18 protein-coding genes are annotated in these 15,266 nt (G+C 61.9%); 9 read left to right on the forward strand and 9 right to left on the reverse strand.

The window, feature by feature from the left end; translation table 11 throughout:
- The first annotated feature begins 85 nt into the window (after positions 1 to 85).
- On the forward strand, positions 86 to 301 hold the full coding sequence (locus C5L14_RS00170; protein WP_105860016.1) for a hypothetical protein: 216 nt from the start codon (positions 86 to 88) through the stop codon (positions 299 to 301).
- Between the two features lie 723 nt (positions 302 to 1,024).
- Here C5L14_RS00170 and C5L14_RS00175 read toward each other — a convergent pair.
- The 3 genes from C5L14_RS00175 to C5L14_RS00185 all read right to left on the reverse strand — a co-directional run bounded on the left by C5L14_RS00175 (position 1,025) and on the right by C5L14_RS00185 (position 2,040).
- Complete coding sequence (locus C5L14_RS00175) at positions 1,025 to 1,267, reverse strand: DUF982 domain-containing protein (RefSeq protein ID WP_105860017.1); 243 nt, start codon at positions 1,265 to 1,267, stop codon at positions 1,025 to 1,027.
- Between the two features lie 57 nt (positions 1,268 to 1,324).
- Positions 1,325 to 1,555: a DUF982 domain-containing protein gene (locus C5L14_RS00180; RefSeq protein ID WP_105860018.1), complete on the reverse strand. Its 231-nt coding sequence runs from the start codon at positions 1,553 to 1,555 to the stop codon at positions 1,325 to 1,327.
- A gap of 158 nt (positions 1,556 to 1,713) precedes the next feature.
- On the reverse strand, positions 1,714 to 2,040 hold the full coding sequence (locus tag C5L14_RS00185) for a hypothetical protein (RefSeq protein WP_105860019.1): 327 nt from the start codon (positions 2,038 to 2,040) through the stop codon (positions 1,714 to 1,716).
- 385 nt (positions 2,041 to 2,425) lie between these two features.
- Here C5L14_RS00185 and C5L14_RS00190 point away from each other — a divergent pair, with 385 nt between their 5' ends.
- Complete coding sequence (locus C5L14_RS00190; RefSeq protein WP_105860020.1) at positions 2,426 to 2,638, forward strand: hypothetical protein; 213 nt, start codon at positions 2,426 to 2,428, stop codon at positions 2,636 to 2,638.
- A gap of 182 nt (positions 2,639 to 2,820) precedes the next feature.
- Positions 2,821 to 3,051, forward strand: coding sequence for a hypothetical protein (locus tag C5L14_RS00195; protein WP_146126793.1), 231 nt, complete (start codon positions 2,821 to 2,823; stop codon positions 3,049 to 3,051).
- A gap of 120 nt (positions 3,052 to 3,171) precedes the next feature.
- Here C5L14_RS00195 and C5L14_RS00200 read toward each other — a convergent pair whose 3' ends face one another.
- From C5L14_RS00200 to C5L14_RS29855, 6 genes are all read right to left on the reverse strand, one after another.
- Positions 3,172 to 3,498 carry a hypothetical protein gene (locus C5L14_RS00200; RefSeq protein ID WP_105860022.1) on the reverse strand — a complete coding sequence of 109 codons (327 nt, stop codon included), beginning with the start codon at positions 3,496 to 3,498 and terminating at the stop codon, positions 3,172 to 3,174.
- 147 nt (positions 3,499 to 3,645) lie between these two features.
- Positions 3,646 to 4,059 carry a cytochrome o ubiquinol oxidase subunit IV gene (gene cyoD / locus C5L14_RS00205; protein ID WP_245443136.1) on the reverse strand — a complete coding sequence of 138 codons (414 nt, stop codon included), beginning with the start codon at positions 4,057 to 4,059 and terminating at the stop codon, positions 3,646 to 3,648.
- Positions 4,056 to 4,751, reverse strand: a complete 696-nt coding sequence (locus C5L14_RS00210) for a cytochrome c oxidase subunit 3 (protein WP_105860024.1) — start codon at positions 4,749 to 4,751, stop codon at positions 4,056 to 4,058. The genes cyoD and C5L14_RS00210 overlap by 4 nt, the downstream gene beginning before the upstream one ends.
- The gene (locus C5L14_RS00215) at positions 4,748 to 6,760 is read right to left on the reverse strand and encodes a cbb3-type cytochrome c oxidase subunit I (protein WP_105860025.1); all 2,013 of its coding nucleotides are present in this window, start codon (positions 6,758 to 6,760) and stop codon (positions 4,748 to 4,750) included. The genes C5L14_RS00210 and C5L14_RS00215 overlap by 4 nt, the downstream gene beginning before the upstream one ends.
- 2 nt (positions 6,761 to 6,762) lie before the next feature.
- Entirely contained in the window at positions 6,763 to 7,689 is a 927-nt protein-coding gene (cyoA, locus tag C5L14_RS00220) for a ubiquinol oxidase subunit II (protein WP_105860026.1), read from the reverse strand.
- A gap of 229 nt (positions 7,690 to 7,918) precedes the next feature.
- Positions 7,919 to 8,332, reverse strand: a complete 414-nt coding sequence (locus tag C5L14_RS29855) for a hypothetical protein (protein WP_146126794.1) — start codon at positions 8,330 to 8,332, stop codon at positions 7,919 to 7,921.
- Positions 8,333 to 8,530: 198 nt separating this feature from the next.
- Here C5L14_RS29855 and C5L14_RS00225 point away from each other — a divergent pair, with 198 nt between their 5' ends.
- Genes C5L14_RS00225 through C5L14_RS00250 form a run of 6 tightly spaced genes read left to right on the forward strand, consistent with a single transcriptional unit; the run spans position 8,531 to position 15,244 of the window.
- Positions 8,531 to 10,288 carry a methanol/ethanol family PQQ-dependent dehydrogenase gene (locus tag C5L14_RS00225; protein WP_428832587.1) on the forward strand — a complete coding sequence of 586 codons (1,758 nt, stop codon included), beginning with the start codon at positions 8,531 to 8,533 and terminating at the stop codon, positions 10,286 to 10,288.
- Positions 10,269 to 11,132, forward strand: coding sequence for a substrate-binding domain-containing protein (locus tag C5L14_RS00230; RefSeq protein WP_105860028.1), 864 nt, complete (start codon positions 10,269 to 10,271; stop codon positions 11,130 to 11,132). The genes C5L14_RS00225 and C5L14_RS00230 overlap by 20 nt, the downstream gene beginning before the upstream one ends.
- The gene (locus tag C5L14_RS00235) at positions 11,129 to 11,659 is read left to right on the forward strand and encodes a c-type cytochrome (RefSeq protein ID WP_105860029.1); all 531 of its coding nucleotides are present in this window, start codon (positions 11,129 to 11,131) and stop codon (positions 11,657 to 11,659) included. Before C5L14_RS00230 ends, C5L14_RS00235 begins: the two co-directional genes overlap by 4 nt.
- Positions 11,656 to 12,669 (forward strand): cytochrome c oxidase subunit II, encoded by a 1,014-nt coding sequence (gene coxB, locus C5L14_RS00240; RefSeq protein WP_105860030.1) that lies wholly within the window; start codon positions 11,656 to 11,658, stop codon positions 12,667 to 12,669. The genes C5L14_RS00235 and coxB overlap by 4 nt, the downstream gene beginning before the upstream one ends.
- Positions 12,666 to 14,642 carry a cytochrome c oxidase subunit I gene (gene ctaD, locus C5L14_RS00245; protein WP_105860031.1) on the forward strand — a complete coding sequence of 659 codons (1,977 nt, stop codon included), beginning with the start codon at positions 12,666 to 12,668 and terminating at the stop codon, positions 14,640 to 14,642. Before coxB ends, ctaD begins: the two co-directional genes overlap by 4 nt.
- Positions 14,639 to 15,244 (forward strand): cytochrome c oxidase subunit 3, encoded by a 606-nt coding sequence (locus C5L14_RS00250; protein WP_105860032.1) that lies wholly within the window; start codon positions 14,639 to 14,641, stop codon positions 15,242 to 15,244. The genes ctaD and C5L14_RS00250 overlap by 4 nt, the downstream gene beginning before the upstream one ends.
- Positions 15,245 to 15,266: the final 22 nt, after the last annotated feature.

Genomic DNA, 15,266 nt, shown 5'->3' on the forward strand with positions numbered 1-15,266 from the left:
TTAACCATCGCTCATATCGCGTCAGGGTGTGAGCGCATGCTCGGTGCCAGCATAGGGCCGACTACACCTTAGAAGGACGACGCCCATGCCCCCGATTATCTGCCGCCTTAAACGCGCCTATGATCACCATGTGATCGCCGTTAACGTCGACCGCATTTGTTTTCTCGAGTCCAACGGTGACTCGACCACGATCTCCTTTAGCGAGAGCCATTTTGTCGTCGTCGACGGCGATCTTGATTCTGTGCAGAACAAGATCGAGGACTGCACGCGGTCTGCGCTGATAGCGCCACTAGCGGCATAATCGGCCCTCGCGTTGAAATGGCACTGCAATTGCATCGTGCGAGGACGTTGCCATTTCCGGTGCGACGTCGCGATAGCCGGTGGCGCGCCGGCAGCAGGGAATTGCCCTCGAGGTAACCCCGGCTTCTCGTTCCTTGCCGGAAAAAGCACCACCGGGCCGTATTAATTTCATGGAACACATGGGCAGCGTTGAAGTTCGATGCGCGTGAGGTCGCGGATGCCCCGTGTTGACCCTGCTCCGGCCTCGCAGAGCAAAGTCCGGCGGTCCGGTTTCTCGTGCTTCGCGCCTCCTAAGCATGAGGGCCGGGCCGCTTAGGATAAATAAAAAGCTCGGCCGAATTGGCGGCAGCCCCCGGCTTTCCGGATTTGCGAAGCGATATCATATGCCGCGGGCGAGACAGCTATGGCGCGTCCCTTCCGGAGGGTATGATGTGCGGCCGAGCAAGTCGAGCTCAACGGCTTTCCGGAGGTCCCGTCTCTGCAGGCCCAAACAGCGGCGGCATTTGCGGTGGATCCGGTAGGTCTGGCGGAATCGGAGTGCTGCCCGGAATGGGCGGGTCACTGGGAGGCTGGGGGGTCGGTTCCGGTATGGGCGCTGGGGTGGTCACCGGCGGAACAACGGGCGTCGGATCGGTTGGATCAGGCATCGCAATTCTCCCTGCCGGTATCGAACTTCAACCGGATGACTCCAGATTTTCGGGTTCCCGGGGTGCTGTTCCATTGCCTATGGCATGGTTCGAAGTCCCGCATTGCGGCAGGCAAGGAAAAAGGCCGATCGGGCATCCTCGGCTGCCCGCACGCCCGTAAATGTCTCCTGGCAGACACGTCGCGCCCAAACGGCAATGCTCTCGTCTCCGTCCGGCCATTCCTTCAACAGGAAGGTCGCGGCTTCGAGGGTCGAGCTGATAATGCGATATTGCCCGGGGGCCAGCTCAATTCTGACCGGGGCGCTCCAGTGGACGTCCATAGATCACCTCCGGCCTAGAAACGTTGGAGCCGGGCGTTGGTTCCTGACCCTGCGAACTTAGTCCAGAGCAATGACGCCGGCTTCCTTCGCAGCAAACAGGAATGCAGCTCTCGCCTCGTCAGGGTCTCGATGCCCCGCGATCGCTTCAGTGCAGGCGGCTTTAGCCAGGTCATAGGCTTTGCCCCCGCGGACCGGCCAGTAGTCGGCAAGGTAGCTTGCTGCTTCATCCGCATCCCTGATCGTGAGGCCGTTCACTTCAACGGGGCTGGAAAAGGTTGCTTGTCCCATGGGGTATCTCCGCGATTCCAACACCGGCCGGGGCGCGGTCAAGCCCGGGAATTGAAACCCTGCCTCCAGGAGCTGTAGCGCTCCCCGAGGCCTTCAAACAAAACGGGACCGTTCGCATGCCGTCAGCCGCGCCCTACTCCGGCTATCGTCCCCTGCAGCTAAAAGCGCCGGTCCTCGCTGCGCAATGCGTTTGCGAGGGCGAAGCCCAGGAGAAAACTCACCACGCCGGCGGAAGACAAGAGCGTTGCAGCCGTTTTAGGATTCTCCCTTGCTGCATGGGACACGCGCTGCGCCTGCGCTCGCGCCTCGCGAAGAGTATCTCCGGTTCGATCGGCAGCTTCGAACATTGCCGAGCGTGTCCGTCCCCATGTATCGGAGCCGTGTTCCGACATGGCCTTGGCAAGGGTATTTATTTCCTTCCTCAGATCGGACACCTGCGTGTCGAACTCGCGGCGTAAATCATCGAGGGATAGTCTGTCAGCCATGATGTTCTCCCTGGTACCCGTCAAACCGGCGGCGGATGACTGTTTCGCCGGACATTCGGATATCCCAACCAACACAGCATCATCCTGTTCCAGCGCCGATCGAATTGGGCGGGCCTATAGCGTTTTGCGATTAGACGAAGTCACCGAGAATCGCAAAGACGCGTCGGAACAATGAGCTGGAGCAAATAAGCGTTCACGCTTGAACGCGCTTTGCTCTAGCGTTCGCAACGGGAGAGGTGCGCGCGTGACAAATGGCGCCGCCGTTCCGCCATTGCCGAACTCGCTCAAGCTCTTGCGCGGGTCCGGATTGCGTCACTCTTCGGGGACGTCCGGGGAACGTCATTCTTCCTGAGGAGTTTGAACGGATACTCGGCGGAGAATGCTGATGAACACAGAAGAGCTCGAGGTGGAAATCGTAGAAATCAGCTGGGCATGCTTCATCTGCAAGAGGCTGGTTTTTGCCACGCCCGTCGACGGGACCGACGAACTCGAAATGGCTGTCCCTGCCTCCTGTTGCCACCCCGCCAGATGCTTTGAATTAGCCGAAGCGATGATGCTGTCCCCGGCCGTCGCCTCAGACAAATACCCCCGCCAGTGACGACGCGAATTTCAGCTCGATCGCACGCGCATCGGGGCGGTTCGTGTGGAAAAGGGCGGGGCGGGGCCGGGAAGTTCAGCGATGCCACAGCCTCTGCCAAATCCTTCCGGACGTAGGAGACCGATCGCATGAATTTTTCCCGCGCCGGCAATCAGATTATGATTGGATTCAAGGGATCCTGTTTGGCCATCACCTTCGGACGGCATACCCGTTGGCAGATCGACAATGAGATCAAGCCTTTGTTCGGCCAGGGCGGCCGAACGATGATTGTCGCCGTCCCGGACGTGCCCTTGACCACCCGCCGCAGCATCCGTACCAAGCGCTACTGGATGCCGTTCATCCAGATCATCTGGGCGGTCACCGAGCGGGACGAGATCTTCATTCCGGTCCTGGAGCAGGAGCCTTTCGAGTGACACAAGATCACCCGTCCGGAATGAGTTAGAGGCGTTCGGTCATTGTCAGGGAAACGGCCCGTCGCCGGAACGTCATCACCTGAACGGTGCGGTGCCGGCCGCTGCGATCGTTTCGGGCCTTCAGCGCAGGCCCTGCCTGTCGACGAGGATGCGGTGGATCTCGATCCGCTCGGGCAGCTCGATCAGGAATTCGGCATCGCGCTCCAGATGGTGGACCTTCGTCGGCCCCCCTTTTGTGAAAGCGGTCATGGCGTCCATGCTGGCCCAGTAGGATATGGTGGTGAACCAAGTCTCCGTCTCTCCATCCTCCCGGAATAACTGCACCCCGAGTGCGGTCTTCTCAAGCAGCGGAATGCCTTCGGCACGCAAGTAAGGCTCGTAAACATCGGCGATCTCCCTTCGCGTGCGACCGCGCCAGATACGCGCGATGGTTGGCTTGGCGGGCATGTCGGTCTCCTTTCCTTCCTTGCACTGGCGGGGGCGGCCGGAAACGGATTTCCGCCGGAATGATGCAACGATCAGGTATGACTGTGGCCGGGGAAGCCGCGAATGTGTGGCCGCATGTTTTTCCCGGACTGTCTTCGGCTTCGTCAGTTAATGCTGCATCTGCTCCATTCGCTCCATAGGCATCATGTTGAGCGCCAGGTGGCCCATGATCCATATCGAACCGAGGACGATCAGGAAGACCACCAGGACACCAAAGGCGAGCGCCAATACATTGTTGGTGTTGTCCGGCCCGGTCGTAATATGGAGGAAGAAGACCAGATGGACACCCATCTGAGCGATGGCGAGTACAAGGAGCGCTGCTGGTATGGCCGGTGCGTAGATGATGGGCCGTCCGGCCAGAAGAAAGGCCGCGGCGGTCAGCAGGATCGACAATCCCAGACCCAGATTGGCATTGCGCACCCAATGTCCGCTGTCCTCCCGAGGTTCATCGCCGGGAGCGTGGTCTGCCAGGTCGGTCGCTGCGCCGGGGTGACGATGCATGTCCGATTCAGATCTGCTCATGCGCCAACTCCCATGAGATAGACGATCGTGAAAATGCCGATCCAGACGATGTCCAGGGCGTGCCAGAAGAGATTGAAGCAGATCAGCCGGTGAATGATCTCCGGACGAAATCCCTTGATCTGGATCTGAGCCATCATGGTGGCGAGCCAAAGTCCGCCGGCGGTCACATGCAAGCCGTGCAGGCCTACCAGGCCGAAGAAAGAGGTTAGCATTCCGCTGCGCTGGGGCGTGATGCCTTGGGCGGCGAGTTCGACGAATTCATGCAATTCCAGCAGAACGAACAGCAATCCCAGAAATCCGGTGAGGGCCAGAAAGACCTGAGTCCACAGGATGCTCCTGGCATTGGTGGCGGCGAACGACAGCATGCAGGTATAGCTGGAGAGCAGGAGCGCCGCCGTTTCGAAGCCGACCCGCCGCACGTCGACGATCTGCGCGATGGTGGGACCGCCGGCGCTCGCCTCCCGTTGCACCGCAAAGGCAGCGAAAAAGCAGGAGAAAATCACGATATCGCTGAGAAGATAGATCCAGAAGCCATAGCCGACGAGGATTCGCTTTTGGGCGGGCCCGGTCGTGCCATGACCGGTGCCCGCGGCGGGCGCGTCGCCGCCGTGGCTGCGATGGCCAAGTCGATGGGGATCTTCGCGAACACGCCGAAGAGCTTCGACGCTGGCTGGCAGCCCGGCATTGGTCATGACGCCGGCTCCTGGCGGGCGAGCCGTTCGAGGAGGGCTTCACGCGCCGCCCGTCGGGCACGATCCACACGCGCGACCACGTCGCTGGGCACCTCGAACTCGTTTACGTCACGCCAGGCGAAGACCACGAAACCCGCGAAAGCCGCAGCCAGGGCCGCGATCGCCAGCCACCAAATATACCAGATCATTGCAAAGCCGAAGACGGAGGCAAAAAACGCCGTGTAAACCCCGACGGGGCTGTTCAGCGGCATTTCGATCGGTCGGTATTCCGGTTCGGGGGATAGTTGCTGGGACTCCACCGCGCGCAGCTTGATGCCCCAATAGGCTTCCTCGCCCTCGACATTCGGCGTGACGGCGAAGTTGAAGAAAGGCGGCGGTGACGGCGTCGCCCATTCCAACGAACGGCCGTCCCACGGGTCGCCCGTCACGTCGCGCAGACGGTCGCGCTGGCGGATACTGACCACCAGCTGCACAACCTGCGAGATCGCGCCCAGGACAAGTATGCCGATGCCCACCACGGACAAGGAAAGCCAGGGACTCCATTCCGGGAAATTGATGTGCTGCAGGCGCCGCGTCATTCCCTCCAATCCCAGCACGTAGAGGGGCGTGAAGGTTACCCAGAAACCGATGAACGCGAACCAGAAGGCTGCCTTGCCCCAGCCCGCGTGCAGACGAAAGCCGAAGGCTTTCGGAAACCAGAACTCGATGCCTGCAAAGATGCCAAACACCACTCCACCGATGATCACATTATGAAAATGCGCCACCAGGAACATGGAATTGTGCGTCAGGAAGTCCGCCGGCGGGATTGCAAGCAACACGCCCGTCAATCCGCCGATCACGAAGGTGAAGACGAACCCCATTGACCACAGCATGGGCACCTCGAACCGGACACGGCCCCCATACATGGTGAAGATCCAATTGTAGATCTTCACGCCGGTGCCCACCGCGATGATGCTCGAGGAGATGCCGAAGAAGGTGTTGACCGCTGCGCCGGCTCCCATGGTGAAGAAATGGTGCAGCCAGACCAGCATGGAAATGACGCAGATGAACAAGGTGGCGGCCACCATCGAGCGGTAGCCGAAAAGCGGCTTGCCGGAGAAGGTCGAGAAGATCTCCGAAAAAATGCCGAAGGCCGGCAGGACGAGGATGTAGACTTCCGGATGTCCCCACGCCCAGATGAGGTTCACGAACATCATCGGATTGCCGCCTGCTGTGTTCGTGAAGTAATGCCAGCCGGCATATCGGTCCAAGGTCAGCATCGCGAGCGTAGCGGTCAGGATCGGAAATGCTGCCACGATCAAAAGGCACGAGGCCAATGCGGTCCAGCAGAACACCGGCATGCGAAGATAGCTCATGCCGTGGCACCGCATCTTCAGCACGGTGGTGACGATGTTGATCCCGGTGATCAGCGTTCCTATTCCCGAGATCTGGACGGCCCACAAATAATAGTCGACGCCGACGCCGGGGCTGTAGGTGGCCTCGCTCAGCGGCGGGTAGGGCAGCCAGCCGGTGCGGGCGAACTCCCCGATGAAGAGGGACAGGTTGACGAGCAGGGCGCCGCTCGCGGTCAGCCAGAACCCCACCGAATTGAAGGTTGGAAAGGCGACATCGCGCACGCCGAGCTGGAGCGGCACGAGAAAGTTCATGAAGCCGAGCACTAGAGGCATGGCCCCGAACAGGATCATGATCGTGCCATGGGCCGTAAAGATCTGGTTGTAGTGCTCAGGCGGGAGATAGCCTTCGGCATTGATGGCGACGGCTTGTTGCGTGCGCATCATGATTGCATCGGCAAAGCCTCGGATGAGCATCAAGACACCGAGAAGGCAGTACATGATGCCGATTCGTTTGTGGTCCACGCTGGTGATCCACTCGCGCCAAAGGTAGGGCCACCAGCCCTTGATGATGACCAATGCCAGCACGCCGAACCCAAGCAGGATCACCACGCCCGATGTGACCAGGGGAATGGGTTGGGACAAGGGGATCGCCGTCAGGTCCAGCTTTCCGAACATGCTCAATCCTTTCCGCCTGCTGAAAGCTCGCGCCCGGCATGCGGGGAATTGCCGGGCATCGGTCCCGGTCCGGGCGGAAGCGCCTGTGTGGCCACGGCGTCAAAGAGGCCGGGATCGGTGAGCCGGTAGGACGTCGGCGGAACACGCTGGCTCTGGCGCAGGAGTCCGGCGTAGACGTTTTTATCCAGGACCGGGGCTGCGGTGACGATGTTGTCCACCCAATGCCCGAACTCGACGCCGGGAACGCTCCTGACCTGAAACTGCATGTCGGAAAAGCCGTCGCCCGAAAATTGCGCTGAGGTCCCCCAGATCTGGGTAGGACTGTCCGCCTGAAGATGCAGCCGAGAGACCATGCCGGGCATCGCGTAGATCATCGAGCCCAGGCGCGGGATAAAGAAAGTATTGAAGACGCTCGCCGAAGTGATGGAGAAACGAACGGGCGTGCCGACGGGAACGACCAGTTCATTGACGGAAGCAACGCCGTATTGGGGATAGATGAACAGCCATTTCCAGTCGAGCGAGACGACCTGCACCTCGAGGGTCGGTTCCCTGGAGGACAGAGGTGCAAACGGATCGAGCTTGTGGGAACCGATCCAGATCAGCCCGCCGATGAACATGATCGTCAGAATCGGAATCGACCAGACGACCGCTTCGATCCTGCCGGAATAGGACCAGTAGGGCAGATATTCAGCGGCCTTGTTGGAGGCGCGATAACGCCACGCCATCCAGAAAGCCAAGATGATCGTCGGAATTACGATGACCAGCATGACCACGGTTGCGTCGACGAGTATCTCGGCATCGCCCGCCCCGACAGGACCTAGCGGATTTAGGACCCCGGAACAGGATGGCAGGCACAAGGCGCAAAACCCGAGCGCGGCTCCCCGGAGGGGCCAGCCAGACGCCGATAGTGGTTGTTGTGCGCTGCGCATCCCGGAGGCCTTCGATTGCAGCGTTCCCAACAAGAGTGGGGAGCGTCCGTTCCATCGCCGTTCCACAATCGTGTGTAACGGCGTGATTTGGGAGCCGGCGGCTTAGGGGGGCTCTTCGCGGACTACGCGCAGATGGCCGCTGAAGCGACCATGGCCTTCATCGCCCGGGCCAGGCCGCATTCCGGCTCACGCATCTTTTTTGGGCGATGCTGAGGGCATTCGCGTCAACCTATAGGCAGTGGCAGGTTTCCAGCAGGAACCACACTCCCAATCCGTATGGAACCGACAAAAGTCCCAGCGCCAGCCAATAGCCTGGCTGCCCCATGACGGCGAAATCGGATCGAAGCTGCTCCATGAGGTGTCGAACACGGCGCCACCACAATCGTTCCTTCCAGGAGGGGCGACATTTTCGCAGCTGCCGATCCCAGCCGTCTGCCGGCGGGGACAAGGCTGTTACAGGTCGTCCCTGCGAAGGAAAGCCGCGCAGCAGGAACAAAGCAGCGGCTTGTCCGTTCGGTGGGCTCAGCAGAGCGATCAGCTTGCCTGATGGTGACGATGACCCGTGCACCGTCCGGCATCGAACGGTCATGCTGCCATCGAACAATGATGCTTCAACGCCATGCATCGTCGCGAGTTTCGTCATCAGCTCTGGACCTCCCGGTCCCGGCTGTCGTCGCGCCGCCGCAGGATGCGGCCGGCGCCGGAGGCTGACTTTGAAATGACGCCAGTCGTGCGATTCAGAGCACCATATGATGCCCCGGCACGAACCGGCTGCCCGGCGTCGAGCCAGGCTTATGTTCTCCCGCTTGTCGTCACGGCTTTGCTTCTGCTCGGCGTCCCATTGCCGGCCGTCGCCTCGGAAACGCTTCCGGGGCCGGCGATTTCGCCGCCCACAGCCGCCGCGCCGCCCGAAGACGGGCAATGGACGATGCCGGCCAAGAACTACGCTTCGACCCGCTATAGCGAACTCGCGGAAATCAACGAGGACAACGTCAAGAATCTGGAGGTGGCCTTCACCTTCTCGACCGGTGTGAACAAAGGCCAGGAAGCTGCGCCGCTCGTGGTGGGCAGCACCATGTATATCGTGACGCCGTTCCCCAATTTCGTCTACGCGCTGGATCTCGCCAAGCCGGGCGCACCGATGAAATGGAAATACGAGCCCACGCCCGACCTCGCGGCCCAGGGAGTTGCTTGCTGCGACGTGGTCAATCGCGGCGCGGCCTTTTCCGACGGCCGCCTCTTCTTCAACACGCTCGATGGCCACACCATCGCGCTCGATGCGAACACCGGCAAGCCGATCTGGAACGCTCATCTCGGCAATATCAACATCGGCGAGACCATCACCATGGCGCCGCTGGTGGTGAAGGGCAAGGTTCTGGTCGGCAATTCCGGCGGTGAGATGGGCGTACGCGGCTGGGTCAAAGCGCTCGACGCCGGCGACGGGCACTTGATCTGGACGGCGTTCGCGACCGGGCCTGACGAGGACGTGCTGATCGGGTCCGATTTCAAGCCATACTACGATGGGGACAAGGGCAAGGACCTCGGCGTGACCACATGGCCGCCCGACGCCTGGAAAATCGGCGGCGGCAACATGTGGGGATGGATCTCCTACGATCCCGACCTCGATCTGATCTTTCACGGCACCGGCAATCCTGGTCCCTGGAACCCGGATTTGCGCCCCGGCGACAACAAGTGGACCGCGGGCATTTTTGCGCGCGATCCCGATACCGGTGCGGCGAAATGGTTCTATCAGTGGACCCCGCACGACCTCCATGATTATGACGGCATCAATGAGCAGATCCTGCTCGACATGAACTGGCGCGGCAAGCCCCGCAAGGTGCTCGTCCGGCCGGAGCGCAATGGCTACATCTACATATTGGACCGGACCACCGGCGAGGTTCTTTCGGCAACGCCATACGGACCTGTCAATTCAAGCAGGGGTGTGGATCTCAAGACGGGCCGCCTTATCGTAAATCCAGACAAGCAGACCGGTACCGGCAAAGTCGTTCGAAATATCTGCCCGACGGCCTCCGGTCTCAAGGACTGGCAGCCTTCCGCATTTTCTCCGAAGACCGGCCTGCTCTACATCCCGCATAACAATCTATGCATGGATGAAGAAGGCGTCGAGGTGAACTACATCGCCGGCACGCCCTATGTCGGCATGAATGTTCGCATGGTACCCGGTCCCGGCGGCAATCGCGGCGCCTTCACGGCCTGGGACATCGCCGCGGAGAGGCCGGCCTGGAGTATCAAGGAGAATTTTCCGGTGTGGAGCGGCGCGGTCGTGACCGCCGGCAATGTCGTGTTTTACGGAACCATGGAAGGTTGGTTCAAGGCCGTCAGCGCAAAGACCGGCGCGTTGCTTTGGCAATTCAAGACGTCTTCCGGGATCATCGGCCAGCCCATCACCTATCGCGGCCCCGACGGGCACCAATATGTCGCCATTCTGTCGGGAGTCGGCGGCTGGGCCGGTGCGATCGCCTCCGGCGATCTCGACCCGCGCGACGCTACCGCGGCACTCGGTTTCGCCAATGCCATGAAGGACTTGAAAACGGCGACCACGGCAGGAGGCACGCTTTATGTGTTCCGACTGCGCTGATCCACGCAAGACGACAGGGAGGCCGGGCGCACACAGGCGACTTCAGGCCACCGTCACGGCTTTTGCAATCGCGCTCGGCGCGGCGGCGGCCGGTGCGCGCGATCTCAGAGCCTGCGCCGATCCGAACAACATGCCCTTTTCCAACGCGGCCGGCCAGGGCTTCGAGAACAGGATCGCCGAGATCGTGGCCGCCGACCTCGGCGCCAAACTGTCCTACACATGGTGGGCGCAGCGCCGGGGCTTCGTTCGCAATACTCTGAAAGCCGGGCTCTGCGATCTGGTGCTCGGCACCCCGACCAATCTCGAAATGCTGCGCACCACGGCGCCGTACTACAGATCGTCCTATGTCTTCGTCACGCGAGCGAAGGATGCGGACATCACGTCCTTCGACGATCCGCGCCTGCGCCATATGCGCATCGGCGTGCAGTTGATCGGTGACGACGGCAGCAACTCGCCGCCTGTCCAGGCGCTCGGCCGACGCGGGATCGTCGGCCATCTCATCGGCTACCCGGTCTATGGCGACTATTCCGCGCCCAACCCCGCGGCCCGCATCGTCCAGGCGGTGGCCGGCGGGGACATCGATCTGGCGGTGGTCTGGGGACCTCTCGCCGGTTATTTCGCCGGACAGCAGAAGGTGCCGCTCCGGATCACGCCGGTCGCGCCTGCCATGGACGGACCGCTGCTGCCGATGACCTACGACATTTCCATGGGCGTGCGGCGCGAGGACGATGCGATGCGCAGCGAAATCGATGCAGCCCTCACCCGGCACAAGGCTGAGATCGATGGGATCCTGGCGCGATATGGCGTGCCGCTGCTGCCTGCCACCGCGAGCGCAGCGCCATGAGGCCGGCCGGCCCCCTGCTGCTGGCTGCGGCGCTGGCACTTCCGACGTGCCAGCGCGAAGAGCGCGAGACGCGTCCGCAACCTCCGTTCGGATCCGTGCAGCCCGCCCCGGTCACCACGCTGGAGGCCGGAGGCCAGACACCTGCTGCCGGGTCCAGCAAGGCGGCACGCTTCGAGGCCAATGCCTTTCATCTCAGCGAAGGCAAACGGCTGTTCAGCTGGTTCAACTGCTCTGGATGCCATGCCAATGGCGGCGGCGGCATGGGCCCGGCCTTGATGGACGAAAAATGGATCTATGGCAGCTCGATCGAAAGCATCCATGCCACGATCCGCGACGGCCGTCCGAACGGCATGCCGAGCTTCGGCACCAAAATCCCCGACGATCAGATCTGGGAGCTTGCCGGCTATGTGCGCTCGCTGAGCGGGAACGCACCTTCCGCCGCCGCGCCCTCCCGCAATGACGACATGATGGTGCATCCGGCCGAAAATCGTATGCCGGATGCCGCGACGCTGGGGAAATCGCCGTGAGGAGCCTCGCCTCGGCGGCATACGCCACCGCCTGCCTGTTGTGTCTGCAAGGATGCGCGGGGTGGCAGTCGGCGCTCGATCCCAAAGGGCCCGCCGCCGATGAGCTGGCTTGGCTTATCTGGTTCTTCACAGGGCTTTGCACCCTTGTCTGGGTGCTGTTGATGGTCACCCTCATCGCGCCTCTGCTGATGGGGCAGCGCGGCGGCACCGAGCCGCTGGCGCTCGATATCGGCGCGGAGCGCCGCAAATTACGCATGGTCGGAGCCGCCACCGCACTAACCGCGATGATCCTGATCGGCCTCACCGTGCTGAGCTTTTTCGCCAACAGGACGCTCGCCGCGATCGGTTCGGATGCCGCCCTGACCATCCGGGTGACGGGACACCAATGGTGGTGGGAGGTTCGCTATGAGGATGCCACGCCCAGCCGCATTCTGACGACGGCCAACGAGATTCACATACCGGCCGGCGAGCCGGTGCGGCTTCTTCTGACCTCGACGGACGTGATCCACTCCTTCTGGGTCCCGAGCCTTGCGGGCAAGCTGGACCTCATCCCCGGCCATTTGAACGTGCTGGATATCAAAGCGGACAGGCCCGGCGTCTATCGCGGCCAATGCGCGGAGTTCTGTGGTGCGCAGCACGCCAACATGGGCACCTTCATTATCGCTGAGCAGCGGACAAAATTCGATGCCTGGTGGAATGACCAGCTGAAGGCGGCCGCTGCACCGGCAAGCGAGGAGGCCAAGGCCGGCGCCGAGCTGTTTATCAAGCGTCCTTGCGTGATGTGCCACACCATACGCGGCACGCCCGCAGGGGGAAGGGTTGCCCCCGACCTTACCCACATCGCCAGCCGCCAAACGCTCGCCGCCGGAACACTGACGATGAGTCGAGGCAATCTCGCCGCCTGGATAGCCGATCCGCAGGGCGCCAAGCCCGGTGTCCATATGCCGATGGTCGAGCTCGATGGCGACCAGCTCAATCAGATCGTCGCCTATCTGGAGGGCCTGAAATGAGCCGCGCCGGCCTTATAAGCGGGCGCGGCCTGCCGCCCGGGCACGAGGCGGTCTCCGAAAGAGAGGCTGCGCCGAAACCTGACCGTCTCCGCGATAGCGAGATGGACGACGCCAGCCTGCATCGCTGGCTCACGCGGACCTGGCGCACGCCGCCCGGTCTCATCGGGGCGCTGGCGAGCGTCGACCACAAGGTCATCGCGCGGCGCTATCTCATCACCGCATTCGTCTTTCTGTGCCTGGGCGGGCTCAACGCCGTCGTCATGCGCATCCAGCTTTCGGGCCCCCAACGCGGACTGATCGGGCCGGATCTCTACAACAAGCTGTTCACGATGCACGGCGTCACCATGATGTTCCTGTTCGCCGTGCCGGTCGTGCAGGCGAGCGGCCTCTATCTGGTGCCGCTGATGGTCGGCACGCGCAACATCGCCTTTCCCCGCCTGAACGCGTTCGGCTACTGGGTCTATGTTTCCGGCGGGCTCTTTGCCTGGGTCTCGTTTGCTCTCTCGATGGCGCCCGATGTCGGATGGTTCGCCTATGTGCCCCAGTCCGGGCCGGAGTTCGGGCCAGGCAAGCGCGCCGACGTGTGGGCACAGATGATCACCTACACGGAAGTCTCGTCGTTGGCCGTCGCTGTCGCGACCATCGTCACCGTGCTCAAGCAGCGCGCGCCCGGCATGTCGCTGGACAAGATCCCGGTCTATGTCTGGGCCATGCTGGTGACTTCCTTCGTCGTGGTTTTCGCCATGCCGGCGGTGATGATCACCTCGACTTTCCTGATCCTCGACCGGCTTGTCGGCACCCACATCTTCAATCCGGCCGAAGGCGGCGATGTCCTCCTGTTCCAGCATCTGTTCTGGTTCTTTGGACACCCCGAGGTCTACATCATCTTCCTGCCCGCGACCGGCATGGTTTCGGCGATCATTCCCGTCTTCGCACGGCGACCGGTGTTCGGATATCTTGGCCTGGTTCTGTCGCTGATCGCGGTCGGTTTCCTGTCGTTCGGCCTATGGGTCCACCACATGTTCGCGACGGGGCTGCCGAAGCTGGGGGCAAGCTTCTTCACCGCCTCGAGCATGTTGATCGCGATTCCCAATGGACTGCAGATCTTTTGCTGGGTGGCCACGCTTTGGGACGGCAGGCCGATGATCCGAACGCCCCTGCTTTTCGTCTTAGGCTTCTTTTTCATCTTCGTCATCGGGGGGCTCACCGGCGTCATGCTCGCCTCGGTGCCGCTCGACCTGCAGGTGCACGACACCTATTTCGTCGTGGCGCATTTTCACTACGTGCTGATCGGGGGATCGGTCTTTCCACTGCTTGGGGCAGCCTATTTCTGGTTCCCCAAGTTCACCGGCCGCATGATGAGCGAGCGCTGGGGGCGGCGGCATTTCTGGCTGGCTTTCATCGGTTTCAACGCTGCCTTCTTCCCCATGCACATCGTTGGTTTGTGGGGCATGCCGCGAAGGATCTACACCTATCCGGCCGAACTCGGCTGGGGCAATATCAACCTGTTCATCACCGCCGGGGCCGTTCTCTTCTTTTCGAGCTTTCTGCTGTTCATCTTCAATCTTGTGCATGGAGCGCTGAAGGGCGCGCCGGCCGGCGACAATCCCTGGGACGCCGGCACGCTGGAATGGGCGACGCCGTCGCCACCCCCGAGCTATAATTTCGAGCGCATTCCCGTCGTCGCCCATGCCGAGCCGCTCTGGGCCGAACGCGAGACGATGCCGGTGGCAACGGGGCTTCGCGTCGATGCGCGTGAGCTCCTGGTTTCGACGGTGGCGGACGCCCAGCCCGACATCCGCGAAAAATCGGCAGGGCCGTCACTCTGGCCCCTGCTAGCAGCCGCGGCCGTGGGGGGCACCTTCCTTTATTCGATCTTCACGCCATGGGCGATCGTCTGGGGCGCCCTCCCGCTCGCTGTCACCCTGATCGGCTGGTTCTGGCCCAAGGGCAATCCGGAGGACGAGGAATGAAGCAACGCCCGGCCTCGGATGTCTCCGCCCTTCCGACCTTTGGGCATGGTTCGCGCAGCACGACCTGGTGGGGCACGCTCGGCTTCATGGCCCTGGAAGGCACGGGCTTCGCGCTGGCAGCCGGCACCTATCTCTATCTGGCGCTGACATGGCCCGAATGGCCGCTAGGGGCCGCGGCACCAAATCATTGGCCGGGAACGATCGTAACAATGTTGCTGATTGTCAGCATGGTTCCGAACCACGTTCTGAACGGCCATGCCAAGCAATGCGCGATCGTGCCGGTGCGGATCGGCCTGGTTGTCATGTCGCTGTTGGGCATCGCGCCGCTGGTCGTGCGCTGGTTCGAGTTCCCGGCGTTGAACATTTACTGGGACACGAATGCCTACGGCTCGATGCTGTGGGTGCTGCTCGGGCTGCACACCACGCACCTGATCACCGATGTCGGCGACACGATCGTGCTGACGGTGCTGATGTTTACGCGTCATGGCCACAGCGGCCGGCGCTTCGGCGATGTCGGCGACAACGTCTTCTACTGGGATTTCGTGGTGCTGACCTGGATCCCGATCTATCTGCTCATCTACTGGCTACCGAGGCTCGAGTGACATGCGCACGTCGCCTTTGGGA

The sequence above is a fragment of the Labrys okinawensis genome (assembly GCF_002982075.1).
Taxonomy (GTDB): Bacteria; Pseudomonadota; Alphaproteobacteria; order Rhizobiales; family Labraceae; genus Labrys; species Labrys okinawensis_A.